Source organism: Halomonas sp. ND22Bw (genome assembly GCF_003011945.1).
GTDB classification, from domain to species: Bacteria; Pseudomonadota; Gammaproteobacteria; order Pseudomonadales; family Halomonadaceae; genus Halomonas; species Halomonas halophila.
In genome coordinates this window covers 325,045-349,486 of record NZ_PXWD01000001.1, presented here as the reverse complement: position 1 = coordinate 349,486, position 24,442 = coordinate 325,045, and the positions used below count along the sequence as shown (strand labels likewise).

33 protein-coding genes are annotated in these 24,442 nt (G+C 67.2%); 31 read left to right on the top strand and 2 right to left on the bottom strand.

Going from position 1 to position 24,442, the window contains the following annotated elements; all coding sequences use genetic code 11:
- Positions 1 to 111: 111 nt before the first annotated feature.
- The gene (locus CVH10_RS01675) at positions 112 to 561 is read right to left on the bottom strand and encodes a hypothetical protein (RefSeq protein WP_106487640.1); all 450 of its coding nucleotides are present in this window, start codon (positions 559 to 561) and stop codon (positions 112 to 114) included.
- 91 nt (positions 562 to 652) lie between these two features.
- Between CVH10_RS01675 and CVH10_RS01670 the strand changes: the two genes are divergently transcribed.
- The 6 genes from CVH10_RS01670 to CVH10_RS01645 are packed head-to-tail and all read left to right on the top strand — an operon-like array spanning position 653 to position 4,877.
- Positions 653 to 1,645 (top strand): DnaT-like ssDNA-binding domain-containing protein, encoded by a 993-nt coding sequence (locus CVH10_RS01670; RefSeq protein ID WP_181244334.1) that lies wholly within the window; start codon positions 653 to 655, stop codon positions 1,643 to 1,645.
- Positions 1,566 to 2,333, top strand: coding sequence for a hypothetical protein (locus tag CVH10_RS01665; protein ID WP_369335700.1), 768 nt, complete (start codon positions 1,566 to 1,568; stop codon positions 2,331 to 2,333). Before CVH10_RS01670 ends, CVH10_RS01665 begins: the two co-directional genes overlap by 80 nt.
- Before the next feature lie 3 nt (positions 2,334 to 2,336).
- Positions 2,337 to 3,119: a BRO family protein gene (locus CVH10_RS01660; RefSeq protein ID WP_106487638.1), complete on the top strand. Its 783-nt coding sequence runs from the start codon at positions 2,337 to 2,339 to the stop codon at positions 3,117 to 3,119.
- Positions 3,116 to 3,484 carry a hypothetical protein gene (locus CVH10_RS01655; protein WP_369335699.1) on the top strand — a complete coding sequence of 123 codons (369 nt, stop codon included), beginning with the start codon at positions 3,116 to 3,118 and terminating at the stop codon, positions 3,482 to 3,484. The genes CVH10_RS01660 and CVH10_RS01655 overlap by 4 nt, the downstream gene beginning before the upstream one ends.
- Positions 3,481 to 4,029 (top strand): VRR-NUC domain-containing protein, encoded by a 549-nt coding sequence (locus CVH10_RS01650; protein ID WP_106487637.1) that lies wholly within the window; start codon positions 3,481 to 3,483, stop codon positions 4,027 to 4,029. The genes CVH10_RS01655 and CVH10_RS01650 overlap by 4 nt, the downstream gene beginning before the upstream one ends.
- A complete protein-coding gene (locus CVH10_RS01645; RefSeq protein ID WP_146142899.1) occupies positions 4,029 to 4,877 on the top strand; it encodes a hypothetical protein in 849 nt (282 codons plus the stop codon). Before CVH10_RS01650 ends, CVH10_RS01645 begins: the two co-directional genes overlap by 1 nt.
- Positions 4,878 to 4,887: 10 nt before the next feature.
- On the opposite strand, the gene CVH10_RS25230 is transcribed toward CVH10_RS01645, so the two are convergent.
- Positions 4,888 to 5,511: a hypothetical protein gene (locus CVH10_RS25230; protein ID WP_181244333.1), complete on the bottom strand. Its 624-nt coding sequence runs from the start codon at positions 5,509 to 5,511 to the stop codon at positions 4,888 to 4,890.
- A 268-nt stretch (positions 5,512 to 5,779) separates the two neighbouring features.
- Between CVH10_RS25230 and CVH10_RS01640 the strand changes: the two genes are divergently transcribed.
- The 25 genes from CVH10_RS01640 (at position 5,780) to CVH10_RS01535 (ending at position 24,442) form a co-directional block, all read left to right on the top strand.
- Positions 5,780 to 6,064: a hypothetical protein gene (locus CVH10_RS01640; RefSeq protein ID WP_106487635.1), complete on the top strand. Its 285-nt coding sequence runs from the start codon at positions 5,780 to 5,782 to the stop codon at positions 6,062 to 6,064.
- A gap of 102 nt (positions 6,065 to 6,166) precedes the next feature.
- A complete protein-coding gene (locus tag CVH10_RS01635; protein WP_181244332.1) occupies positions 6,167 to 6,802 on the top strand; it encodes a glycoside hydrolase family 19 protein in 636 nt (211 codons plus the stop codon).
- Positions 6,802 to 7,152, top strand: a complete 351-nt coding sequence (locus CVH10_RS01630) for a hypothetical protein (protein ID WP_106487634.1) — start codon at positions 6,802 to 6,804, stop codon at positions 7,150 to 7,152. Before CVH10_RS01635 ends, CVH10_RS01630 begins: the two co-directional genes overlap by 1 nt.
- Positions 7,152 to 7,595, top strand: a complete 444-nt coding sequence (locus CVH10_RS01625; RefSeq protein WP_106487633.1) for a 3TM-type holin — start codon at positions 7,152 to 7,154, stop codon at positions 7,593 to 7,595. The genes CVH10_RS01630 and CVH10_RS01625 overlap by 1 nt, the downstream gene beginning before the upstream one ends.
- Positions 7,596 to 7,704: 109 nt before the next feature.
- A complete protein-coding gene (locus tag CVH10_RS25225) occupies positions 7,705 to 8,166 on the top strand; it encodes a hypothetical protein (protein ID WP_146142897.1) in 462 nt (153 codons plus the stop codon).
- A gap of 148 nt (positions 8,167 to 8,314) precedes the next feature.
- The gene (locus CVH10_RS01620) at positions 8,315 to 8,863 is read left to right on the top strand and encodes a hypothetical protein (RefSeq protein ID WP_219924669.1); all 549 of its coding nucleotides are present in this window, start codon (positions 8,315 to 8,317) and stop codon (positions 8,861 to 8,863) included.
- Between the two features lie 54 nt (positions 8,864 to 8,917).
- A complete protein-coding gene (locus CVH10_RS26510) occupies positions 8,918 to 9,064 on the top strand; it encodes a hypothetical protein (RefSeq protein ID WP_219924668.1) in 147 nt (48 codons plus the stop codon).
- A gap of 107 nt (positions 9,065 to 9,171) precedes the next feature.
- Positions 9,172 to 9,720, top strand: coding sequence for a terminase small subunit (locus tag CVH10_RS01615; protein ID WP_219924667.1), 549 nt, complete (start codon positions 9,172 to 9,174; stop codon positions 9,718 to 9,720).
- Complete coding sequence (locus CVH10_RS01610; RefSeq protein ID WP_106487764.1) at positions 9,695 to 11,683, top strand: phage terminase large subunit family protein; 1,989 nt, start codon at positions 9,695 to 9,697, stop codon at positions 11,681 to 11,683. Before CVH10_RS01615 ends, CVH10_RS01610 begins: the two co-directional genes overlap by 26 nt.
- Positions 11,680 to 11,880 (top strand): primosomal replication protein PriB/PriC domain protein, encoded by a 201-nt coding sequence (locus CVH10_RS01605; protein WP_106487632.1) that lies wholly within the window; start codon positions 11,680 to 11,682, stop codon positions 11,878 to 11,880. Before CVH10_RS01610 ends, CVH10_RS01605 begins: the two co-directional genes overlap by 4 nt.
- Positions 11,877 to 13,451 (top strand): phage portal protein, encoded by a 1,575-nt coding sequence (locus CVH10_RS01600; protein ID WP_106487631.1) that lies wholly within the window; start codon positions 11,877 to 11,879, stop codon positions 13,449 to 13,451. Before CVH10_RS01605 ends, CVH10_RS01600 begins: the two co-directional genes overlap by 4 nt.
- On the top strand, positions 13,375 to 15,555 hold the full coding sequence (locus tag CVH10_RS01595) for a ClpP-like prohead protease/major capsid protein fusion protein (protein ID WP_219924666.1): 2,181 nt from the start codon (positions 13,375 to 13,377) through the stop codon (positions 15,553 to 15,555). The genes CVH10_RS01600 and CVH10_RS01595 overlap by 77 nt, the downstream gene beginning before the upstream one ends.
- Positions 15,556 to 15,652: 97 nt before the next feature.
- Positions 15,653 to 16,015: a DUF2190 family protein gene (locus tag CVH10_RS01590; protein ID WP_106487630.1), complete on the top strand. Its 363-nt coding sequence runs from the start codon at positions 15,653 to 15,655 to the stop codon at positions 16,013 to 16,015.
- A 44-nt stretch (positions 16,016 to 16,059) separates the two neighbouring features.
- A complete protein-coding gene (locus CVH10_RS01585) occupies positions 16,060 to 16,374 on the top strand; it encodes an electron transfer flavoprotein (protein WP_106487629.1) in 315 nt (104 codons plus the stop codon).
- Positions 16,371 to 16,910 carry a hypothetical protein gene (locus tag CVH10_RS01580; protein WP_106487628.1) on the top strand — a complete coding sequence of 180 codons (540 nt, stop codon included), beginning with the start codon at positions 16,371 to 16,373 and terminating at the stop codon, positions 16,908 to 16,910. Before CVH10_RS01585 ends, CVH10_RS01580 begins: the two co-directional genes overlap by 4 nt.
- Positions 16,911 to 16,913: 3 nt before the next feature.
- Complete coding sequence (locus CVH10_RS01575) at positions 16,914 to 17,102, top strand: DUF2635 domain-containing protein (protein WP_106487627.1); 189 nt, start codon at positions 16,914 to 16,916, stop codon at positions 17,100 to 17,102.
- Positions 17,103 to 17,105: 3 nt separating this feature from the next.
- On the top strand, positions 17,106 to 18,581 hold the full coding sequence (locus CVH10_RS01570; protein WP_106487626.1) for a phage tail sheath subtilisin-like domain-containing protein: 1,476 nt from the start codon (positions 17,106 to 17,108) through the stop codon (positions 18,579 to 18,581).
- Between the two features lie 45 nt (positions 18,582 to 18,626).
- The gene (locus CVH10_RS01565; RefSeq protein WP_106487625.1) at positions 18,627 to 18,992 is read left to right on the top strand and encodes a phage tail tube protein; all 366 of its coding nucleotides are present in this window, start codon (positions 18,627 to 18,629) and stop codon (positions 18,990 to 18,992) included.
- A complete protein-coding gene (locus CVH10_RS01560; protein WP_106487624.1) occupies positions 18,992 to 19,270 on the top strand; it encodes a phage tail assembly protein in 279 nt (92 codons plus the stop codon). Before CVH10_RS01565 ends, CVH10_RS01560 begins: the two co-directional genes overlap by 1 nt.
- Positions 19,267 to 19,380 carry a GpE family phage tail protein gene (locus tag CVH10_RS25220; RefSeq protein ID WP_219924665.1) on the top strand — a complete coding sequence of 38 codons (114 nt, stop codon included), beginning with the start codon at positions 19,267 to 19,269 and terminating at the stop codon, positions 19,378 to 19,380. Before CVH10_RS01560 ends, CVH10_RS25220 begins: the two co-directional genes overlap by 4 nt.
- Positions 19,373 to 21,142: a hypothetical protein gene (locus CVH10_RS01555; RefSeq protein ID WP_146142895.1), complete on the top strand. Its 1,770-nt coding sequence runs from the start codon at positions 19,373 to 19,375 to the stop codon at positions 21,140 to 21,142. Before CVH10_RS25220 ends, CVH10_RS01555 begins: the two co-directional genes overlap by 8 nt.
- On the top strand, positions 21,142 to 22,338 hold the full coding sequence (locus tag CVH10_RS01550) for a DNA circularization protein (RefSeq protein ID WP_106487622.1): 1,197 nt from the start codon (positions 21,142 to 21,144) through the stop codon (positions 22,336 to 22,338). The genes CVH10_RS01555 and CVH10_RS01550 overlap by 1 nt, the downstream gene beginning before the upstream one ends.
- On the top strand, positions 22,331 to 23,401 hold the full coding sequence (locus tag CVH10_RS01545) for a phage baseplate assembly protein (protein WP_106487621.1): 1,071 nt from the start codon (positions 22,331 to 22,333) through the stop codon (positions 23,399 to 23,401). Before CVH10_RS01550 ends, CVH10_RS01545 begins: the two co-directional genes overlap by 8 nt.
- A gap of 11 nt (positions 23,402 to 23,412) precedes the next feature.
- On the top strand, positions 23,413 to 23,952 hold the full coding sequence (locus CVH10_RS01540) for a phage baseplate assembly protein V (RefSeq protein WP_106487620.1): 540 nt from the start codon (positions 23,413 to 23,415) through the stop codon (positions 23,950 to 23,952).
- Between the two features lie 16 nt (positions 23,953 to 23,968).
- Complete coding sequence (locus tag CVH10_RS01535) at positions 23,969 to 24,442, top strand: phage GP46 family protein (RefSeq protein ID WP_106487619.1); 474 nt, start codon at positions 23,969 to 23,971, stop codon at positions 24,440 to 24,442.

Here is a 24,442-nt window from a genome sequence, read left to right as displayed (position 1 = left end):
AGTGTGAGGTAGGGGACCTGGAACGCCAGGCAGCTGAACGACGCGAGGAGGAGGCAAGGCTGCTGGCGGCGATCCGTGAGCACCGCCAGCAGTTGGGTCTTGAGGATACGCCTATAGAGCGTCGCTCCAGCTTGTCTTCGCGGCGGTCGGGTCATGGGGTTTCAGCATCGGGTAAAGGGCCATATCGCAAAGATCGCCATGACAAGCCTCAAACGCCTTCTGAGGAAGTGTGAAGCTATGCAGCTCTCGATGCAGTATCCGAGCCAACGCAGGAGCGTCCATCTGATCAGTGTCGCTGGGGAGCAGCCGCAGCTTCTCTCGCGCTATCAGGCGGGCGCCATCCAGTCCTTCCAGGGGGGCCCATGCAGTGCCTATCTCGAGACGAATGCTCTCCGAGAAACAGGTGAGCAGGAAGTCCCGGAAAGCCTCCTTGAAGGCGCCTATCAGTTCCGGCGCGTTCAGGGCGCCATCTGGATCGGCGTCGTTGCGCTCAATCGCTTGATCGCGCAGTTCCTGCCACGTCCGACGATATGGAAGTCTCTTTTCCTCTGTTTCGGTCACAGTGTTGCTCCATCAGGTGCGTTGCGGTGTGTGGAAACTCCTAATTTACCGGAGAGCACTGTGACCCTCTATTCGGGTAATGGAGGTGGCGATGTCCGTTGAAGCCACGTCCTGGGCGCTCCAGCAGCAGGCCGTCACCGATCCCGGTGCGAGGTCGGTGCTTTTCGGCCTGGCCAACCATGCCAACCACGAAGGCCGCCACGCCTTCCCGAGTGTCGACCTGCTGCGCCGCTACACCGGCCTGGGCCGTCGCACGGTGATCGCCAAGCTCAAGCTGCTCCAGCAGGCGGGGCTGATCCGCAAGGGTAACCAGCGGGTCGCCGCGGCGATCATCGACCGCGCCGACCGTCGCCCTACGGTGTATGACCTCGCCCTGGGCATGGGGCTGGAAAGCGTCGAGCCGATCGGCGACGAGCAAGAGCCGGACATGCCGACCGAGCCGGGTGCAAATGCTGCACCCCGTGGGAATGGCTCACGGGATGCACAGGCTGCACCCCGTGAAGGGAACGGGGTGCAGGATTCTGCCAACGGGGTGCAAATGACGACGCCACGGGGTGCAGGAGCTGCACCCGAACCGTCCGGAACCAACCCCAACTCTCTCTCCGGCGCGGGCGACGAGCATCCGATGTTCGGCCAGGCCGCCGGACGCGATGACGACGGCCAACCCCCGGCGGGGGTTCACCGCGTCGCTATGACCCTCGGCTGGCAGCCCGAGCCCGAAGCGTTCGCCATGGCCTGCCAGCGCGCTGGGCTGGCTGCTGACACCGAGTACACCCCGGCCCAACTGGCCAAGTTCACCGCCCACCACGCCGATGCCCCGGGCCGCCGCCACGGCCAGGCCGCCTGGCTCGCCAAGTTCGTCGACTGGATCCGCAACGATGACCGCCGCGCTCAGGCCGCGGCGAGCGCCACCACGGGAGGACAGCCTCATGGAAACCGCACAGGACATGCTGGCCAGCGTCAGCGCTTCGCCAACCTCAGCGCCGCAGAAGGTCGTCGCCTCGTTGAGCAGCGCCGCCGAGAGCAAGCGGCGGGAGCGCCAGGGGGCGAGATCTACGACGGGGACGCTGGCGCCGGTCACTGAGCAAACCATCGACTGGCTGTTCGATGCCCTGGGCCAGCTCTACGGCGTGCACTGGCGCCGCCGCTGTGCCGATGCGGGCTGGGGCGAGGAGATCGAGGGCCAGTGGATCTGCCTCGACGCCACCGGCGAGTGGTTCCAGGCCCTGCAACACCTGAGCGAGCCCCACGTGACCTGCGGGCTGGCCGCGCTGAACGAGGCCGCCGCCACCGCCGTGGCCGAGGGGCGCACCGCCTGGCCCCCGGACAGCGCGATGCTCTTCGCCAAGAGTTGCCGCCTGCGCCCGGAGCCGCTGGGTCTGCCGAGCCTCGAGGAGGCCTGGCGCAATGTGCAGGAGCACGCATTCGCCGGCCAGCCGTACCTCCACGACGCCGTGGCCGCTGCCGCCGAGCACGTGGATCTGCACAACCTGCGCAGCGCGAGCTATCACCAGCTGGCCGAGCACCGCCGGCAGTTCGCCCACTACTACGCCAGCAGCAACCGCGATTGCGTGGTCGAGCGGGTGGCCCGCGGCGAGAGCCTGCGCCCCCGGGCGGCTCTGGGGCACGACGGCCAGCGCAGCCGCGCCGAGTTGGCCGAGCGCACCGGGCGCGAGGCAGCACAGCAGCGCGTGGCCGATGCCGGCCTGCCGCACAGCATGAACGCCGACCAGGGGCTCCGGTCCCTGCGGGCCGCACTGAAAGGAGCCTGACCCATGAGCAACGTGATCCCCTTCGAGTTCGATCAGCAGCAGGTGCGTGTCGTCCAGGATGACGACGGCGACACGCTCTTTCTGGCCCATGACGTCGCACGTGCCTTGGGGTATGCCAAGCCGCGCAATGCCGTGGCCCGTCACTGCAAGGGGGCCCTGAAACGGGGCGCCCTTACCGATGGCGGTCAGCAGGATATGACGGTCATCCGTGAGCCCGACGTCTATCGCCTGATCGTGAAGAGCAAGCTGCCCAGCGCCGAGCGCTTCGAGGCCTGGGTGTTCGAGGAGGTGCTGCCCGCGATCCGCCAGACCGGTGGCTATCAGGTAGCCCAGCCTGCCCCGGCCGAGGACACCACGGCCATCGCTCGCGCCTCGGCCATTGCTGGCGCCCTGGACGGTGCCGCCCGGGCCTTCGGCTTCGACGACAGCATGCGGATGCTCTCGGTCAACCAGGCGGTGCAGAAGCGCACAGGGGTCAACCTGCTCGAGGAGCTGGGCGCGACTCACCTGCTGAGCCCGATGAACGAGCGCTACCTTACGCCGACCGAGCTGGGCCTGCCGCTGGACATGAGCGCCATCGCGGTGAACCGGGCGCTGCGCGACCTCGGCTTCCAGACCCAGGAGGCGGACGGCCGCGGCAAGAAACATTGGGTGATGACCGAGGCCGGGCGCCGCGCGGGTGGGCGGATGCTGGATACCGGTAAGCGCCATGGCGATGGCACGCCGGTGCAGCAGCTCAAGTGGCCGAAGAGCGTGGGCGATGCCCTGCGGGAGGCGGCGGCGTGACCAGCTACAAGGGCGGCCAGCAGGCCCGGCGCGCCGCGATGCTGTGCCAGAACGCGCGTTTCCGCCTCTACCTCGACCAGACGCAGCGCCGCCGGAACCGGCTGAGCCTCTCCGATCTGCCGGACGGTACCCACGCTGAGCAGGACGCCGCCGATGCCATCCGGCGGGCCTGTGGCGTCGGCAGCCGGGCGGAGATCGACCACAGCGACGAGGCGCGGGCGATGCTCGACCGGATCGTCGCCGACTACCAGCGCTGGGAGCGACAGCAGCTCCGTGCCGTATCCCCTACAGGGGATAACCGCGAAATATCCCCCATGGGGGATAAAGCCCCGTCACAGCCACAACAGCAGGAGCGGTACCTATGACCACTGGCAGCAAGGCGCGTCCGGTACGCCGCAAGCGTACCTGGCGGGAACGGTCGCTGACGGGGAAAGCGCTGGGCGCCAACGGGGCAGGCAAGCCTGCCGCGTCTCGCGTCGACCACGAGGGCAGCGAGCAGAAGGCGCTGATCAGCTGGCTGCATGGCGAGTGGCATCGCGGCTCCGAGGTGGGCCAGGCCTACCCGGTGACCTTTCATGTGCCTAATGGTGGCGCTCGCCACAAGCGCACCGCGGGAGAGCTGAAGGCCCAGGGCGTGAAAGCGGGCGTCTCGGACCTGGTGGTGATGGAGGCGCGCGGTGGTCTGCATGGGCTCTACCTCGAACTCAAGGCGACGCCACCGCGAAATGCGTCGCTGGCGCCTTCCCAGCGCGACTGGCTGGCGCTGGCGGACGAGCGAGGATATGGCGCCGTGCTGGCGCAGGGGCTTGAGGAGGCCCGGCAGGTGCTGCGGGAGTACATGGCGCTTCCGCCGACGCAGGTGGCTGGAGCGGTGCAACGGATCGAGGCGGGTACCGACTGGAGGAAGTGATGCGGCTGCCCAAGAGCGTTCAGCAGATTGCCGACGTGATCGGCCAGGAGAAGGCCCTCGGCCTGGTGGTCCACCGGGGCGCGCAACGGCCAGGAGCTGAAGCTCAAGATGACGACATGAGTGCAGCGCTTTATCCGCTCAAGAGGCTAGACGGCGGTTTATCTCTCTGCAGCGGATATTGGGAAGCAGAAGACAGGGCGGATCAACGAGGAGCAGGCATGAGTTACATCGAACACAATCCGCGCATCGCATGGGCCCAGGCCTTCGACTCCGGTATGCGTACCCAGGCCTGTGCCGACCTCGAGGAGGCAGGGTGCAAGGTTCAGACGAGCGGTGCCAAGTCCGGCGGGTGCTACAACGACCACTATCTGCCGGTCTACTCGGCGGTACGGCGCCTCGAACGCGATCAGCCGGTGATCGCCGCAGTCGGCCACTGGCTGTGCCTAGTCGATACGGGCGAGGCGAACGACTATCTGGATGACGTCGCCGACACGGTGCTGACCCGCTTCATTGCGGCGACACCGGAGTGGGCCAGCTACCGCAAGGCGCGCCGCGAGCGCATCAAGGCGCTGGTCTACGCTCGCGTGATGATGGACCGGCTCGACATGGACGGCAGCCGCCGCCCGTGGCGGCCGCTGGAGGTCTGCGAGTTTGTGATGGAATACCAGGGAGTGAAGATCGTCAGCTACAACTGGCAGCGCGACGGCTGGGAGGAGACCTGGGGTCGGCTTGGGTGGGTGGTGGCTGCCTTGGAGCACGAGGCCATGGAGCCGGTGATCGAGGCCAGTCGCCATGCGAATCGGGCGATGCGGGACGAGGCTCTTGCTCCGTTGAGGCTTACGGCCTGATGATCAGTGGTCATTCCAAGAAAGATGGCTCATCCGGATATTTGTCCTTGAGGATCGTGTTGATCACTTCGAACCTGAAGTCTCGTATGGCGTGCCCCTTATCCCGCAATTGCCTAATCATCGCGGGAAGGGGGCGCCCCCCTTTCTTGATGATGGAGTTCACTCCTTTGACCTCGCTTGGGTAAGGCGCATTATGCCCATACTTTTCGACTTTCCCTTTGATGGCAGTGAGAGGGACCCCTGGCGGAGAATCCCAGCACACGATCACAAGGTTAATCGCATTCAGTAGCTGCTGCGATGCAGGGTGAAGCTGTTTTTTTGTGCTGCTAGGAGATCCGCCTGAACTGCTGCTCTGAGCTCCTGGAGAGCGGATGCTCTTGAGCGGATTGAAGTGCGGAGGGCGCGTGGAGTTGGTTAGCTCTAGGAAGTGCTCTGCTGCAACCTTTCCACAGTAGAATGTGTCGCTCAGGTCGCCGTCTCTTTCCTTGTATGAGAATAGGAAGTACTCGTCTGTCAGAGGATCCCCAGTACAGCTCCGTTTCTCTTGCCCTGGGATGATGCTGCTGTAGAAGACGGGCGTGATGACGTACTTTTCGACGAGCTCCACTCTTCGTTCAGGCTTCCGGCAGTACATGTCAGTCCTTGATCTAGTTGATCCATGGATCTGTTTTTCTACCATGACTTTGCATGGCTTGCCTAATTGAAGGTTTGCTGGTAGCTTCATTGCTAAGCTGCGACATGCTTCGCCCTATGGCAGCTGATAGATGCTTATAGCCCCGCCATCAAGCGGGGCTTCTTCGTTCCTAGGCCCTAGGCCCTAGGCCATTGGCGCTTGATTGCTCGCATGGAGCCGGCGAGTATTATCTCCACTTCGATGAGGCAAAAAGCAAGGGAAATGCACAATGGCCGACAGATTCGTCACTTCTTGGTTCTTGGCTCCGCTTAAGCAATCTGATGCTCCGCTCCGGAAAGGCCTTGCAAGGGTCACAGGAGGGGAGGCATACGATAACTCCTTGGTGGATATGGACGAGTACGCAGACATGCTTGCGGACCAATATAATGAGCTCGATAAGGAAGGCTACGACGTCGTGAACGTAGTCCCCATTGAATCCGGTCAGCAGGTGGGAGCCACACTGGGCTACTCCATCACCCAGGGTGCCGTGGTCGTAGGCAAGAGGCGCGACTAAGAGGCACGCCTATAGCAAGTGTTCGGGCCCTGCAAGCATCTTGTGGGGCCTGTCTTCCATAAGCCCGCCGTCGTGCGGGTTTTTTTCGTTTCCGAGGTCGCGATGTCCTGGCTCGATGAGATCGAGATGGCCCGAGATGCCGTTTCGCCCGGGCTGCTTCTCGTCGCCATGCCTAATTGCCTCGAGCCCGTCGAGTGGGCGGATCAGCTCTCCGACGCTTTGGCCTGGGGGCGAATTCGCAAGCCTCAGGAGGTCGCGCTGTTCCTGGCCCACGTCGGCCACGAGTCACGCGACCTGACTAGCCTTGAGGAATCGCTCTGGTACAGCGCAGGGCGCCTCTGTGAGGTCTGGCCTCGCAGGTATCCGAGTATCGAGGCTGCCCGGCCTTACGCCGAGAATCCCGAGGCGCTCGCCAACCACACCTACGGGGGGCGCTTGGGCAACACCATGAAGGGCGATGGCTGGCGATTCCGGGGGCGCGGCTCTATCCAGCTCACCGGCCGTTACAACTACGCCGAGTGCGCTAAAGGAACCGGGCTGCCGCTGATCACCCACCCTGATCGGCTGGCCAGCATTCCGCGCTACGCTGCGATGTCCGCCGTTTGGTACTGGACCACCCGCGTTACTCCGGGCGGTGACATCCGCTCAACCACGAAAGAGATCAACGGCGGCCTCCACGGCCTCGTCGACCGCGATCACCGATTCACAAGAATTCTCCAGCACCTGGGAGGTGCCTGATGCCATGGAAGGATGCAAGTTGGTGGCAGGCGCTGCTCGATGCGGCGTCACTCTGGTGGGAAGACGCGTTGCTGGCGCTATCAGTGGGGTTCGCCGTCATGGTTGGCTTGCTCGCCAAGATTGCCCATGAAGTCCAGTCGGGCCAGCGCCGGCGCTTCATCACGCGCCGCCTGTGGCTCGACATTCCTGCGCTGGTGGCCATGGTCTCCGTCGCCGCCGGCATTAACGTCTATTACGACCTGACCGGCTGGCCGTCATCGGCCGTCGGCGTCGTCTGTGGCTGGCTGGGGCCGCGCAGCATCGACGTGCTGCTGATGGCCGTGGCTGAGCGAGTGCGGGGAGGCAAGTGATGAATGGATTGATCGAGAAAGCCGTGGGTGCGCTCGTCGAGCCGCTATTCGATGTGATCGACCAGGCGGTCACCGACAAGGACGAGGCCAATCGCCTCAAGCAGAAGATCCAGTCTCGTCTGATCGACTCCCGAGACTCGGCCATCAAGGCCCGGATGCAGATCATCCTGGCGGAGGCTACCGGCGAGAGCTGGATCCAGCGCTCGTGGCGCCCACTGCTGATGCTGGTGGTCGTGGCCATCGTCGCCAACAACTACCTGCTCGCTCCCTACCTCGGGGCGATGTTCGGCGTTGGCCTACAGCTTGAATTGCCCGAGCGCCTTTGGGACCTCATGACGCTGGGTGTGGGCGGCTACATCGCCGGCCGCTCTGGGGAGAAGATCGCCCGTGGCGCCACGGGTGGCGGGCTGGTGAGCATGGTGCAGGCCAAAAAACGTGATTGATCGATGGTTTGGTGGTCGGGCTCTGAAAATGTTGTGAGTGCCCCTTCAGGATCTGTGTATTTGGTCGATGATAAAAGTTCAGTCCATTTAGGCCAGCAAGGATCGAACGATGAAAGGAATTACCAAAGCACTCGTTTTTAGCTCGGCGGCTCTTCTCTCCACCAGTGTTCTGGCATTCGGTGAAAGGGGACAGTGGTCGAGTGGCTGGGGGCAAGGGACCAGCGAGTATATGGCTGTCAATCAATACGGTGATGAGCTGTATATTGCTTGTAATCCATATGAGCCTGTCTCCATGACCTTGACGGTAGGAGATAGAACATATGGTGGTGGGCGATATGCCGATGGTGATTTTTCTCTGATCATTGATGGAACTGAAGTCCAGACCCCTTACGATACCGTCTCCCGCGTTGGCGCAAACAACTTCTTCTACGCTTGGGAAAACCTCCGAAGTGCAACGAGCATTGTCGCTTTGACCTCCGACGGAGTGCATGTGGAACTTCCCAGCAAGGGATCATTTGATGCGCTGCCTGAGGCCTTTACGGAAGGTTATCCCTGCCGAACGGAATTCTAAATCTGTCAGAATGGATGAAGCGCCCTGCGGGGCGCTTTTTTGTGCCTAGGCAAGACAAGACGCTTTTGAAAGCGGAGTTAGTTCCGTCGCCATACAGATGGGAAAAACCTGCAGAAACATCGGCAGGAATGGTGAGCCTGGAGGGCATATGCAGTTCGGAGCCAGTATCGACATCGAGGGCATCGAGGCGCTGCGCCGCCAGATGCTGGGGTTTGAAAAGCAGATCCCGTATGCGACGGCGCTGGCTCTGACGCGCGTCGCTCAGCGCGTCAAGGAGGGCGAGCTGGCGGTCATGAAGCGCCGCTTCGATCGCCCGACCAAGTTCACCATGAACAGCCTGTACGTGAAGCGGGCGAAGAAAAGCGACCGGCCGCCGCGGGCGACGGTCTACTTCCGCGACTTCGCGCCCAAGGGCACGCCGGCCGGCACCTACCTGCAGCCCCAGGTCCACAGCGGTAAACGCAACAAGAAGCGCTTCGAGAAGGCGCTGATCCATGCCGGGGCGATGCGCCCCGACGAGTGGGCGATCCCGGGCGGCGGGGCTCGTCGAGACGTGTACGGCAACGTGGCCAAGGGGCAGATCACCCAGATGCTGTCGGGCCTGCGGGCGCTCGGCGAGCAGGGCTACCAGGCCAACGCCACGAGCAGCAGGAGCAGCCGGCGCAAGGGTAACGCGCGGCGCTACTTCGCCGGCTAGGTCGATGACCAGCGCGGCGTCTGGCAGCGCATCAACTCGGCCTTCGGCGAGGGCGTGAAGCCGATCTTCCTGTTCACGCGCGACGAGCTGGGATACCGCACGCGCCTGCCGATGACCAAGATCGCCGAGAACATCGCGAGGGCCAACTATGACCGCGAGCTCTCCCGGGCCATCGAGGAGGCGATCGCCACCGCGCGATGACCTCGAGGCAGGTCGAGCGGGTCCTCCTGTAGGGTGGCCCCATTGCGGGTAATTCGAACCCCAATCGTCGGCTACATACGAGATTTTTCCAGGGTGAGGTTGTTGTTTTGTCGAAGCGCGATAACACGCAGCAGCTCCATCCCGGCTGGCTCAACAAGAAGGACATGGCGGCGAGCCTGCGCATCAGCGTCCAAGCCTTTGATAAATGGGGCGTCGAGCCGGTCGCCCGGATCGGTCGCTCGGTCTACTTCGACGCGGCGTCGGTGCTCGAGAGCCGGATCGCCAAGCTCGAGGAGAAATACCAACCGACAGCAACCGGCGGCGAGCAGGTCGACCCGCTGATCGAGTACAAGATCGACCTCGAGCGGAAAGGCCTGCTGGCGGCCCAGCGAATCGGCCAGGAGCAGAAGAACCAGGTCAAGGCCAAGGAGCTGGTGCCGGCCGACTTCGCGACCTTCGCCCTGTCAAAGATCGCTGCCGAGATCGCCACGATCATGGACACCCTGCCGCTGACCATGCAGCGAAAGCACCCCGACCTCGAGACTCGGCACATCAATACGCTGATGCGTGAGCTGGCCAAGGCCAGGAACAAGGCGGCGGGGTTGGATGACCGCCTGCCGGGGTTCCTGGATGACTATATCGACGCCAACAGCTGACCAGCTGACCGAGCTGGCCAAGGCCGTGCGCATCGGCCTGGCGGCCCTGTACCGGCCGCCGCCCATGACCGCGGTGGAGTGGGCCGACGAGAATTTCTACTTGTCGTCGGAATCGAGCTATCACGAGGGGCGCTGGGAGACCCTGGCGTTCCAGGTGGCCATCCTCAACGCGATGGGCAATGACGAGATCCGCAAGGTGAACGTCATGAAGTCGGCGCGCCTGGGCTACACGAAAATGCTCCTGGCGCTGTGCGGCTACAAGATCGAGCACCAGAAGCGTAACGGCCTGACGTTCTCGCCGACCGACGACGACCGCGATCGCTTCATGAAGTCTCACGTCGAGACGATGATCCGCGACGTGGAGGTGGTGAACGACCTGGCGCCCTGGTACGGCAAGAAGCACCGCGACAACACCATGTCGGCCAAGGTGTTCGCCAACGGCAAGCAGCTGATCTGTCACGGCGGCAAGGCCGCGCGGAACTACCGAGAGATCTCCGCCGACTTCGTCATCTACGACGAGCTGGCCGGCTTCGACCGCGACATCGAGAAGGAAGGCACGCCCACCAGCCTAGGCGACAAGCGCCTCGAGGGCGCGACCTATCCGAAGTCGATTCGCGGCTCGACGCCCAAGGTGCGCGGCAAGTGTCAGATGGAGCAGGCGGCCGACGAGGCGCCGATCCGGCTGCGCTTCCATGTGCCGTGCCCGAGCTGCGGCGAGGAGCAGGTGCTCAAGTGGGGCGGCGACGACTGCGGCTTCGGCTTCAAGTGGGACCCGGGCGATCCGGCCTCGGTGTTCTACCTGTGCGAGCACACCGGCTGCGCGTTCCGCCAGCATGAGCTCCACGACGAGAGCCGCGAGCATCACATCGGCCAGGGCCGCTACATCTGCGACGAGACCGGCATCTGGACCCGCGACGGCATGGAGTGGTTCGACGCCGACGGCCGGGCGATCCCGACGCCGCGGGCGGTGACGTTCTATATCTGGACGGCCTACAGCCCGCTGACGACCTGGGAGCAGATCGTCATCGACTGGCTCGATGCCAAGGACGACTCGGTCAAGCTCAAGACGTTCGTCAACACCACCCTGGGCGAGACCTGGGAGGACGAGCTCGGCGAGAAGCTGGAATGGGAGGCGCTCTATGGGCGCCGGGAAGTGTTCGCCAAGATGCCGGCCCGTGCGGTCGCGCTGACGGGCGGCATCGACACCCAGGACGACCGCTACGAGGCGCGCGTCTGGGCGTGGGGCCCCGGCGAGGAGGCCTGGCTGGTCGATCGTTGGATCCTCTACGGAGACCCGGCCGGCGCCGAGCTGCTCAAGAAGGTCGGCGAGCGGCTGCACCGGACCTACACCCGCGAGGACGGCGCCAAGCTCGGCGTCACGCGCTGGTGCTGGGACTCCGGCGGCCACTACACCGACGAGGTCTACGGCCAGTCGAAGAAGCACGGTCGACGCTGGGTGGTGCCTGTCCGCGGCGCGCCGATCTACGGCAAGCCGATCCAGAACTTCCCCAGGAAGCGCAACCAGAAGGGCGTCTACGTCACCGAGGTCGGCACCGACAACGCCAAGGAGCTGGTCTTCAATCGCTTGCAGATCCAGCCCCAACCCGGGACCCCGGTGCCCGGCTGCGTCCACCTGCCGGTGGACGACGAGCTCTGTGACGAGGAGGAGCTCAAGCAGCTGACCGCCGAGGTCAAGGTCATGAAGATCGAGAAGGGGCGGCGCGTCTATCGCTGGGACGCCGGCGGCCGGCGCAACGAGGCGCTCGATTGTCTCGTCTACGCGCTGGCGGCGCTGCGCATCTCGCAACAGCGCTTCGGCCTCGATCTCGAGGCCGCCAACGATCCCGTCGTGCCGGCGCCGCCGGCGGCGGCATCCACCCCCACGACACCCGCCCCCGCACCACCGGCGTCGCCGTCGGCCGGTGGCGGCTGGCTGCGCACCGAAGGAGGCAACTGGCTATGACGGTCAACCCACAGGACATGCTCGATCGCTACCTCGAGGCCGAGGAGGAGGTGTTGGCGGGCCGCGAGGTCAAGATGAACGGCAAGAGCCTGACCCTGGCCGACCTGCCCGATATTCGCGCGGGTCGCCGCGAGTGGGAGCGGCGCGTCGAGCGGCAGAAAACCGGCGGCGGGCCCGCCTTCGTGAGGTTCGTATGAGGAACTGGATCGACCGGGCCCTGGAGCCCTTCGCCCCGGGCATGGTGGCCCGCCGTGTCGGGGCGCGAATGATGATCCAGGCCTATGAGGCGGCGAACCCCAGCCGGCTGCACAAGGCCAAGGGCGAGACGCGCAGCGCCGACATGGCGCTCCAGGTGGCCGGCAAGCCGCTGCGCGAGCAGGCCCGCTGGCTGGACGAAAACCACGACCTGGTCACCGGGCTGCTCGATCGCCTCGACGAGCGGGTGATCGGCGCCCACGGCATCGGCATCGAGCCGCTGCCGCTGGACAAGAACGGCAAGCGACATCGCGCGCTCGCGTCCCGGATCAAGGCCCGCTGGGCTGCCTGGTCGCTGGCGCCGGAGACCTCGGGGGAGCTGACGCGGCCCCAGATGGAGCGGCTGGTCGCGCGCAGCTGGCTGCGCGACGGCGAGATGCTGGCGCAGAAGATCCGCGGCCGGGTGCCCAACTACCGCTATCTGACCGAGACACCCTTCGCCCTGGAGCTGCTCGAGGCGGATTACCTGCCGTTCGACTTCGACCACCCCGAGCGGGGCATCTATCAGGGCATCGAGCGCAACGAGTGGCGCCGCGTGCGGGCGTATCACGTCTACAAGCAGCACCCGGGCGACCGGCGCGGCTTCTCGTTGAGCACCAAGCGGGTGCCGGCCGAGAACATGATCCACCTGGCGCACCGCAAGCGGATCGGCCAGAGCCGCGGCGTCTCGATCCTGCATGCTGTGCTGACGCGGCTGGCCGACCTCAAGGAGTACGAGGAATCGGAGCGGGTGGCGGCGCGGATCGCGGCCTCGATGACCATGTTCATCAAGAAGGGCGAGCCGCACATGTACGGCGAGGGCGGCGAGTCGGGCGGCACTTCGGGCGCCGGACAGCGCATGCCGGACGGCGGGCGCACCATCCCCGTCGGCCCCGGGATGATGTTCGACGGCCTGATGCCCGGCGAGGACGTCGGCACCATCGAGTCGAACCGGCCCAGCGCCCTGCTCGAGGGATTTCGCGGCGCCATGGTGCGCGCCGTGGGGGCCGGTACTCGGGTGGGCTACAGCACCGTCGCGCGCGACTACAACGGCACCTATAGCGCCCAGCGACAGGAGCTGGTCGAGGCCCAGCTGGGCTACGAGGTGCTGCAGAACGACTTCATCGACGGGTGGTCGCGGCCGGTCTATCGCGACTGGCTGCGGATGGAGATCACCACCGGCGGCATCGAGCTGCCCGACGACCTCGATCCCGACACGCTCTATAACGCCTTCTACCTGGCGCCGGTCATGCCCTGGATCGATCCCAGCAAGGAGGCCAAGGCCTGGCGCGAACTGGTCGAGAGCGGTTTCGCCGACGAGGCCGAGGTGGCGCGTGCCCGCGGCCGCAACCCGGACGAGCTCAAGGCGTCCCGCGAGGACGAGGTGCGCATCAACCGCGAGAAGGGGCTGGTGTTCAGCTCCGACGCATTCCACGAACACTACGGAGGCCAGGCCAATGCCGAGGACCGACAACGCCGGCGCGACCGGCGCGCCGCTGCTGATGCCGCCGATGGCGAAGGCGACACCGATTGACAGCGTGCCGGCGGAGAGCTGGTACAGCATCAATGCCCGCGGCGGCGGGGTTGCCGAGATCGCCATCTTCGACGAGATCGGCGCCTTCGGGATCTCCGCGCAGCAGTTCGCTGAGGAGCTGCAAAGCCATGGCGACGTCTCGCTGATCCGGCTCTATATCCACAGCCCGGGCGGCTCGGTATTCGATGGCATGGCCATCTATAACCTGCTGCTCAATCACCCGGCTCGGGTGGAGGGCGAGGTGCTGGGCGTGGCCGCCTCGATGGCCTCGGTAATCGCGATGGCCTGTCAGCCACTGATCATGCCCGAGAACGCCATGATGATGATTCATCGGCCGAGGGGTATCCAGGGCGGCGAGGCGGACGACATGCGTCGCTATGCCGAGCTTCTCGACAAGGTCGAGGGGACGCTGCTGGCGGCTTATGGAAAGAAGACCGGCAAGAGCGAGGACGAGCTCAAGCCGTTGCTCGCCCAGGAAACCTGGTTCACCGGCGTCGAAGCCGTGGAGCAAGGCTTTGCCGACCAACTGGCGGAACCGCTGCAGGTGGCTGCCTCCCTGAAATCTCAACGTATGCAGGAGTTCGAGCACATGCCTCAGAAGCTCAAGAACCTGATGGATCCCCGCGGCCATGGTGGCCAGACGCCCCCGCCGAACAACGGCGGGCAAGGAGGCGGCGCGCCCCAAGGTGCCGGCCAAGGCGGTGGTCAGACGCCCCCGCCGAACAGTGGCGGCCAAGGCGGCACGCCCCAGGGCGGCGAGGGTGGCGGTCATCAGGCCCCACCCAGCAACGGCGGCCAGGGTGGCGGAACACCCCAGGGCGGGGCCTCGCTGGCGGATTTCCAGGCCCAGGAGCAGCAGCGCCGCAACGCTATCCGGGCGGTGTTCCAGCCGTTCGGCGGGGTGCACGCCGAGCTCGAGCGCGAGTGCCTGGACGACATGAGCATCAGCGCCGAGGCGGCCAAGGACAAGCTGCTGGCCGGCCTCGGGGGGGAGACCACGCCCACCGGCGGCCCGCGCCGCGATACCGGCATCCACGCCGGTAACGGCAACATCGTCGGTGACGGCATCCGCAACTGCATCGAGGCCCGCGTCGGCCTCGGCAACGTCGAGCGCGACAACGCCTACGCCGGCATGACGCTGATGGAGTGCGCCCGCGCCTCGTTGTCCGAGCGCGGCGTCGGCATCGCCTCCTATAGCGGCGACCGCATGGCCATCGTCGGCGCGGCCTTCACGCACTCCTCGAGCGACTTTGGCAACCTGCTGGCCGACGTGGCCCGCAAGGCCATGCTCAAGGGTCACACCGAGTCCGAGGAGACCTTCCAGAAGTGGACGGCCAAGGGCACCCTGCCGGACTTCCGGCCGATGAAGCGGGTCGACCTGACCGCCTTCCCGAGCCTGCGCCAGGTGCACGAGGGCGCCGAGTACAAGTACGCCAGCGTCGGCGATCGCGCCGAGCAGATCATGCTCGCGACCTACGGCGAGCTGTTCGCGATCACCCGGCAGACGATCATCAACGACGACCTGTCGGCCTTCAACCGCATCCCGAGGATGATGGGGCGGGCCGCGATCCGCACCGTCGGCGACCTGGTCTACGCGGTGCTGATGAACAACCCGAAGATGTCCGACGGCAAGGCGCTGTTCCACGCCGACCACAACAACCAGCTGAGCGCCGCGGCGCTGTCGGTGGCGCGCTATGACGAGGCCAAGACCAAGATGCGCCGCCAGAAGGAAGGCGACGCGACGCTCAACATTCGCCCGGCCTACAACATCGTGCCGGTCAGCCTCGAGTCCACCGCCAAGGCGTTGCTGGCGGCCGAGTACGACCCGGCGATGGCCGAGGCCAAGGTGCCCAACCCGGTGCGCGGGCTGGCCGAGGTGGTGGCCGACGCGCGTCTCGATGAGGCCAGCACCACGACCAGCTACCTCGCCGCCGATCCCAACATGCACGACACCATCGAGGTGGCGTACCTGGACGGCAACGACGCGCCCTACCTGGAGCAGCAGGACGGCTTCACCGTCGACGGGGCCAAGTTCAAGGTGCGCATGGACGCCGGCGTCGCGCCGCTGTCCTTCCGCACCATGGTCAAGCTGCCGGGCGCCTGATCGGCTGACGACGAAGCGCTAGACACGCCCACAGGATGACCGGCCTCGGCCGGTTTTTTTGTGGGCGTGATTTTGTCACGTAATAGGAGAGCGAATCATGGCCAAGAACTGCCACCAGATGGGCGACGTCCTCGACTGGACCAACGATACCGGCTCCACCGTCTCCAGCGGTCAGGTCGTCGTGATCGGCGCGCTGATCGGCGTCGCCCTGGTCGACATCGCCAACGGCGCGACCGGCTCGGTCGCCATCGACTACGTGTGGGAGCTGCCCAAGGGCAGCAACGCCATCGGCGCCGGCGAGCGGGTCGACTACGACATCTCGGCCTCGGTGATCGACCAGATCGGCACCCCGGCCAGCGGCGACCTGGTCGGCTGCGGGGTGGCCATCGCCGCCGCGGCCGGCGGCGATGCCACCGTGCTGGTCAAGATCAACGCCCGCGGCGCCGCGGTGACCGCCTAACCCATGACGCGCCCGCCTAGCGGGTGCGCCTCGAGGAGACTGCCATGGCCTGGGAGGACATCGCGGTGCGCGCCCAGCGCCGCATCCTGCGCAAGCTGGGCGAGGACGTCACCTACACCCCCAACGGCGGCGCACCGGTCACGGTGCGCGGGCTGTTCGAGGAGCAGCACCAGTCCGTCGATCCCGATACCGGGGTGCCCGTCTATAGCGTCAACCCGACGCTGACGGTCGTGCTGGCCGACCTGCCGGACGGCAGCCCCGGCATGGGGGATCGCATGACCCGCAAGGAGCGGACCTATCGGGTCGTCGGCAGTCAGCCCGACGACAACGGCGGCACCCTGCTGGAGCTGAAAACGTGACGCATCCCAGAAAGCTGATCCGCGACAAGATCGTCGAGCGGCTCAAGGGCAACACCGATGCTGGCCTGAGAGTCTACGGCAGTCGCGTGCTGCCCTACTGGAATGGCCGGCAGGGCCTCGAGTCGGCCCTGCCGGCCATCCTCGTCTATACGCTCCGCGAGCCGGCCGAGATCTTCAATCAGGCCCCGCGGGAGTATCGGCGCATCGTGCAAGTGGCGGTGCAGGCCGTGGTCATGGGCGAGGACGTCGATGATCCCCTGGACGACCTGGCGCGTCAGATCGAGCTGTGCCTGTTCGCCGAGGACACCCTCGACGGCACGGCCGCCGACCTGGTGTTGCAGGAGACGGAGATCGTCTTCACCGACGAGGGCGAGCGCGAGATGGGCGCCGCCCGTCTGGCCTGGGAAGTGACCTACTACGACGAGATCGAGCCGGCGCTCGAGGACAACCTCGCCACGATTCACGCCGAGTGGGACGTGGCGCCGGCCGACGGCGACCCCGAGGCCTCGGACACCATCACCCCCGAGCAGGAGTAACCCATGCACACCGAGACCCTGAAGCCCGCGCGCGGGCTGCGGGTGCGCGATCCCCTGCGCGATCGTCACCTGCACCACGACGGCGAGCCGGTGACGCTCGACGGCTACTGGCGCCGCCGCCTGCGCGACGGCGACGTGGAGCGCGTGAGGTCCCAACCCGCCCGCCCCCAGGCGAAACGCGACGAGGAATAACCGATGCCTGTTTCATTCAACGAGGTCCCGGCCAGCTTGCTGACGCCGGGCTTTTTCGGCGAGTTCGACAACTCCCGCGCGGTCTCCGGGCCCGGCTTGATGCCCTATCGCCTGCTGATCCTGGGGCAGATGCTGTCGACCGGAACGGCCACCGCCGACACCCCGGTGCGCGTGTTCAGCGCCGACCAGGTGGGCAAGCTCGCCGGCCGCGGTTCGATGCTCCACGGCATGGCACAACGCCACTTCGAGGCCAACGACTACGCCGAGACCTGGGTCATCCCGCTTTCAGACGCGCCCTCGGCAGTCGCTGCGACCGGCGCGATGACCTTCGGCGGCGCGCCCACCGAGGCGGGCACGCTCAACCTCTACCTGGCCGGACGCCGGGTGCGGGTCGGCATCGCCAGCGGGCAGTCGCTCTCGGCGATCGCCACCGACGTCGCCGCCGCCATCAACGCCGACGGCGACCTGCCGGTGACCGCCGAGGTGGACGGCACCACCGCCGAGAAGGTCAACGTCACCGCGCGCAACAAGGGTCCGGCCGGCAACGACCTGGACCTGCGCCTCAACTACCAGACCGGCGAGGAGACGCCCGCGGGCCTGACCGTGACCGTCGAGGCCATGAGCGGCGGCAGCGCCGCGCCCGACCTGGCCGCTGCGATCACGGCCATGGGCGACGACCAATACCACCTGACGGCGCTGCCCTACACCGACTCGACCAGCATCGGCGCCCTGGACGCCGAGCTGCGCGATCGCTGGGGGCCGCTGCGCCAGATCGAGGGCCACGCCTTCGCCGCGGCCCGGGGCACGGTAGGCGAGCTCGGCACCCTGGGCGACGGCGAGAACAGCGAGTTCGTGACCGTCCTCGACGCCGGCTCGGCGCCGACCCCGCCCTATGAGTGGGCGGCGAGCGTCACCGCCGTGGCGGGCTACTACGCCGAGATCGATCGCGGCCGGCCGCTGCAGACGCTGGCGCTGCCCGGCGTGCTCGGCCCGGTGAAGGGCGACCAGCGCACCCAGACGGAGCGCAACCAGCTGCTGCTCGACGGCATCAGCACCCACAAGGTGGGCGCCGACGGCGCGGTGCGCATCGACCGGCTGGTGACGCTCTACAAGACCAACGAGTTCGGGGTGGCGGACCCCTCCTATCAGGACGTCAACACCATGCTGGTGCTGGGCTACCTGCGCTGGGACTTCCGGGCCATGTGGCTGCGCAAGTATCCCCGCCACAAGCTCGCCGACGACAGCACCCGCTTCGGCACCGGGCAGAAGGTGGTGACGCCCAAGCTCGCCAAGGCCGAGGCGATCGCCAAGTTCCGCGAGTGGGAGGAGATCGGCCTGGTGGAGGACGCCGAGCAGTTCAAGCGGGACCTGGTGTGCGAGCGCAACGTCTCGGACCCCAACCGGCTCGACTTCATCCTGCCGCCGGACCTGATCAATCAGCTGCGCGTGACCGCGGCGCAGTTCCAGTTCCGGCGCTGATTCACTCGGGCGGGCGCGGCCCGCCCCTAGCAAGAGGATTCGCACATGAACAAACGAGTCGGCGGCATCATCTTCCTGAAGGTCGACGGCGACCTGATGAGGGCCAAGGGGGCGTTTACCTACAACCTCGGCAAGCCCAAGCGCGAGCCCGTGATCGGCGGCGATGGCATCGCCCACGGCTACAAGGAGAGCGGTCAGGTGGCCTTCATCGAGGGCGAGATCACCGACGATCGCAAGCTCGACCTGGCCACGCTCCTCGAGCTCGAGGACGCGATCGTGACCCTCGAGCTCGCAAACGGCAAGGTCATTTCGCTGCGCGATGCCTGGTACGCCGGTGACGGCACCGGGCAGAGCGAGGAAGGCAACATTCCCGTGCGCTTCGAAGCGCCGGCGGGTGAGGAGATCAAGTGATGGTGAAGCCTGAAACCGTGGTCAAGCTCGACCAGCCGATCGAGTACGGCAGCGAAAAGATCCACGAGCTGGTGATCCGCCGGCCCAAGGCCAAGGACTTTCGCGAGCTGCCGGCCGAGCCCGACATGGGCGACATCCTGACGTTCGCCGGCGACCTGGCCTCGCAGCCGCCCAGCGTCATCGACGAGCTCGACGTCGCCGACATGATGAAGGTGGTCGACGCGGTGGGAAAATTCATGCCGGGTGGCCAAAAGACTGGCGGCAACAGCTCGGCGTGATCGCCTACCTGTTCCATTTCCCGCCGTCCGAGCTGTGGGACATGGACGCCGCCGATCTAGCGTTCTGGGCCGCCCGGGGCGAGGAAATCGCGGAGTATCGCAATGGCTAATCCGAACCCCTTGCGGGTGGTCATCGAGGGCGTCGACCGCCTGACGGCCCCGCTGCGCCGGATCAACCGGCGCATCGAGTCGATGACCTCGCCCATCCGGCGGGTCAACAACAGCCTCAGAACCATGGGCGAGGCGGCCGGCATCGGCCGCCTGGGCTCGGCGATGGGCAACGTGCGCAACCGGGTCGCCGACACGACCCGGCAGGTGGGCGCCCTGGGCGCCCGCCTCGGGGCGATGGGGGCGGTCGCGGCCGGCACCTTCGGCATCCTGGTCAACGGCTATTCGCGCTCGGCCAACGAGGTCAGCGTCTGGTCGGAGCGTCTGGGCATGGGCACGCGCTCGTTCCAGGAGTGGCAGTACGTCGCCGGCCAGTTCAACGTCGAAAACGACGCGCTTCGGGACGGGCTCAAGGAGCTGACCATGCGCGCCGACGAGTTCGTGGTCTCCGGCGCCGGCCCCGCGGCCGAGGCCTTCCAGCGGCTCGGCGTCAGCCAGGAGCGGTTGCGCGAGACCGGCGGCGACACCGAGAAGATGTTTGCCCTGATCCGCGACCGGATCCGCGACATCGACAACGTCGCCAAGCGGCAGCGCATCGTCGACGAGCTGCTGGGCGGCCAGGGCGGCGAACAGATGACCGTAATGCTCTCGGCCAGCGCCGACGAGCTGGCGCGCCTGCGCGGCGAGGCGCACCGCCTGGGCGAGGTCATGGACGAGGGCGCGATCGCCGGCGCCGCCCGCTTCACCAACGGCATGCGAGATCTCTCCGGCGCCCTGTCCGGGGCCCGCAACGCCGTGCTGGGGCCGCTGATGCCGGCGCTGACCGACCTCGCGGCCACCCTGACGGAGCTGTTGGTCGACAACCGCGAGCGGCTGGCCGCCTTCGGCGAGGCCCTGGCCGAGCGCCTGCCCGGCGCCCTGGAGCGCCTGCTCGAGGGATTCCGGGAGGTGCGCGGCGTGGTGGGCGACGTGCTCGACTTCATCCGCCCGATCACCGACCGATTCGGCGGCCTGCGCGTGGCCCTGGCCGCGGTGGCGGCGGTGCTGTTCGGCCCGCTGCTGATGGCCCTGGCGGGCGTGGCTCAGGCGCTGGTCTCGCTGGGCGTGGCGCTGGCCACCACCCCGGTGGGCTGGTTCCTGGGCGCGGTGGCCGCGATCGCCGGCGCCGTCTATCTGATCTACCGCAACTGGGACGGCATCAGTCGGTGGTTCACCGACAAGATCGACGCCGTGCGCTCGGCCTTCGACGAGGGGCTGCTCCAGGGCGTGTATACCCTGTTGCGCGAGTTCAACCCGGTGCTGCTGGTGGCCGAGGCGATCGACGCCATCGTGGAGTACATCACCGGCGTCAGCCTGAGCGATGTTGGTGCCGACCTGATCGACGGCCTGTGGGAGGGTATCGGCGACAAGTTCGACGCCCTGACTCGCTGGTTTCGCGACAAGGTCGAGAGCCTCACCGACCTGGTACCCGACTGGATGAAGGATGCCGGCAGCGCCGTCAGCGACGGCGTTTCCCGGGTGACCGGCGCCGTGGGCGAGGCGTTCAGCGGCGAGTCGCAGCCGGTGCAGCGCGGCATCGGTCCCGGGCCTTCCCGTGCGCTGGCCGATACCGTGCGCGGTGCAGCGGGTGACGCGGGGCAGGGAGGTGAAGCCTCGGTGACGATGCGCTTCGAGAATGCCCCGGCAGGCCTGCAGGTCGTTCAGCAGCAGAGCCGCGGCCTGAACGTAAGCAACGACCTCGGCGAATCCATGGGGGACAGCTGATGACATGGCGCGACCAGTATCGGCCCGCCTCGTTCCGGGGCGTGCCCTTCCATGCGCGGCAGGCCGGCCATAGCGGCGGCCGCCGCAACGTCCAGCACGAATACCCGGGCCGCGACCTGCCCTGGGCGGAAGACCTGGGGCGCAAGGCGCGCACCTACCCGGTCGAGGGCTATGTGCTCGGGGGCGACTACATGTCGGCCCGGGATGCGCTGATCGAGGCCCTCGAGGCCGAGGGCCCCGGCGAGCTGATGCACCCCTATCACGGGGCCCGGCAGGTGGTGGTCGACACGTTCGACGTCCGCGAGGGTAGCCGCGACGGGGGCATGGCCCGCTTCTCGATCACCTTCCTGGAGGCCGGCGAACGCTCGCATCCGGCGGGCCGGCTCGACCAAGTAGCGGCGATCGACCAGCAGGCCAGCGCCCTGACCGACGCCTCGGCCGGGGACTTCGCCGAATCGTTCAGCGTCGCCGGGCTGCCGGCCTTCGTCGCCCAGGCCGCCGAGGCCCTGGTGGGCAATCTCGCCGGCACCGTCCAGGACGTGGCCGACGGTATTGTCGGCACGGTCGAGCAGGCGGCGCGCTTCGCCCGCGACCTGCGCTCGCTGAGCGACGAGGCGAGCGACCTGGTGCAGTCGCCCGATGACTTGGCCGGGCGCGTCATCGGCGTGTTCGAGGACCTGGGGCAGCGGGGGCGGGCGAACCCCGCGGCCGGGACCTCCGCCCTGCAGCGGCTGGCCGATTGGGGGCAGGGCGTGCCGGCGGTGCCGCGCACCACCGGCACCCGGGCCCGGCAGGACGCCAACCGCCAGGCCTTGGCCGACCTGGTGCAGCGGGTGGCCACCGCCCAGGCGGCGACCCAGGCGGTGCGGACGGACTGGCCCACCCACGACGAGGCGGTGGCCGCCCGGGATGCCCTCGGTGATCGGCTCGACACCGCCATGGAGAGCGCCGCCTCGGATGCCGTCTACCTCGAGGCCCAGGCGCTGCGCGCCGACCTGGTGCAGGCGGTGCCGCCGCCCGACCAGTCGCTGGCGCGTCTGTCGCGCTACACGCCCCGGGCGACGCAGCCGGCCCTGGTGCTGGCCTATCGGCTGTACGGCGATGCCGCCCGGGCCGACGAGATCGTGAGCCGCAACGACGTGCGCCACCCCGGCTTCGTGGTCGGCGGCGACCCCCTGGAGATCCTCAATGGCTGACACCCTGACCCTCACCGTCGGCGGGCGCATCTACAGCGGCTGGACCTCGGCCGACGTGACCCGCGACCTCGAGGCGGTGGCGGGTGGCTTTCAGATCGGCGTGACCGACCGTTGGGTGGGGCAGACCGAACCCTGGCCGATTCGCCGCGGCGACGCCTGCCGCGTGGCGGTCAACGGCGAGACGCTGATCGACGGCTATGTGGATGGCGTCTCGCCGAGCATCGACGGCCAGAGCAAGACGCTGACCGTGAAGGGCCGCGACCGCACCGGCGACCTGGTCGACTGCTCCGCGCTCCACAATCCTGCCGAGTGGCACAACATCGGCCTCGAGCGACTGGTGCGGGTGCTGTGCGAGCCGTTCGGCATCGAAGTGACGCGCGAGGTCGACGTGGGCGCGCCCTTCCCTCGCTTCGCCGTGCAGCCTGGCGAGACGGCCTGGGAGGCCATCGAGCGGGCCTGTCGACTTCGTGCCGTGCTGGCCACCGGCCATGCCGGCGGCGTGCTGATCACTCGCGCCGGCGATCAGCGTGCGGCCGATGACCTGGTGTGGGGCGAGAACATCGAGGCGGCCAGCGCCGAGCTCGACATGTCGCGGCGCTTCAGTCACTACACGGTGCAGGGCCAGAACGTCGGCACCGACACCGCCTGGGGTGAGGCCGCCGCCGAGATCGAGGGTGCCGCCCGCGACGCTGGGGTGCCACGCTATCGCCCGCTGATGGTGATGGCCGAGGGCGCCGCCGATGGCGGCAACGCCCAGCAGCGCGCCGAGTGGGAGGCCATCGTGCGCGCCGCCCGGAGCTCGACGGCCAGCGTGACCGTAACCGGCTGGACGCAGCGCAATGGCGAGCTGTGGCGGCCCAACCGCCGCGTCCGCATCAGCTGCGCGTGGCTGCGCCTCGAGGGCGAGATGCTGATCACCGCCGTGACCTATCGCCAGGACGACCAGGCCGGCACCACCGCCACCCTCAAGCTGCAGCGCCCCGACGCCCTGACGCCCAAGCCCGAGGTCCCCGACGCGGCCACCTCGGGCAGCGGCGAGGACGTCGGGCTCAACGACTGGTAGGAGAACCCTCGATGCGCAACGGATCGCTGGCGCGGCTGTCGCGGCGCGTGATGCTGATGCTGGCCCGCGGGGTGCTGCGCCAGGTGGACGACACCGGCCGCCTGCAGCTGCTGCAGGGGACCTTCCTCAAGGGCGAGACCCGGGCCGGACTCGAACGCATGCAGCAGTACGGCATGACCAGCCACCCCCACCCTGGGGCCGAGCTGGTGTCGCTGTTCCTGGGCGGCAATCGCGACCACGGCCTGGTCATCGCCGTGGACGATCGCCGCTATCGCCTCAAGGGGCTGGCCCAGGGGGAGGTCGCGCTCTACGACGATCAGGGCCAGCGGGTCCACCTGACCCGGGACGGCATCGTGATCGACGGCGTCGGCAAGCCGGTGAGCTTCGTCAATGTACCCACCGTGACCATGGACGGCGACCTCGAGGTCGCCGGCCAGGTGTCGGACGCCAAGGGGACGATGCAGGAGATGCGGGACACCTACAACGATCACGATCACGCCGAGAACGACAGCGGCGGTCCCACCGATAAGCCCAACCAGTCCATGACCTGACCGCGAGTCACCGCCCATGACCGATATTCGCCTTGGCTGGCGCGAGGAACTCGCGTCGGCCGACGTCGTGTTGTCGCCCACCGGCGGCGACCTCGAGACCGACGACGGCCTCGAGACGGCCGTCATCGTGTCGCTGTTCACCGATCGCCGCGCCCTCGACGACGACCGCTTGCCGGCCGAGGCCGACGACCGTCGCGGCTGGTGGGGCGACGTCGCCCCACCGGTCGAAGGCGACCAGACCGGGAGCCGCCTGTGGCTGCTGGCGCGCGAGAAGCGCACCGCCGACGTGCTCAATCGCGCCCGCGAGTACACCCGCGAGGCGCTGGCCTGGCTCCTCGAGGACCGGGTCGCCACCCGCGTCGAGGTCGATGTCGAGTACCTCGACGTCGACTGGCTGGCGCTGCTGGTCGAGATCCACCGCCCGGACGGCAGCCGCCTGTCGGGCCGCTACCGCTACAACTGGCGCGCGCAATTCACCGAGGGAGAGTGA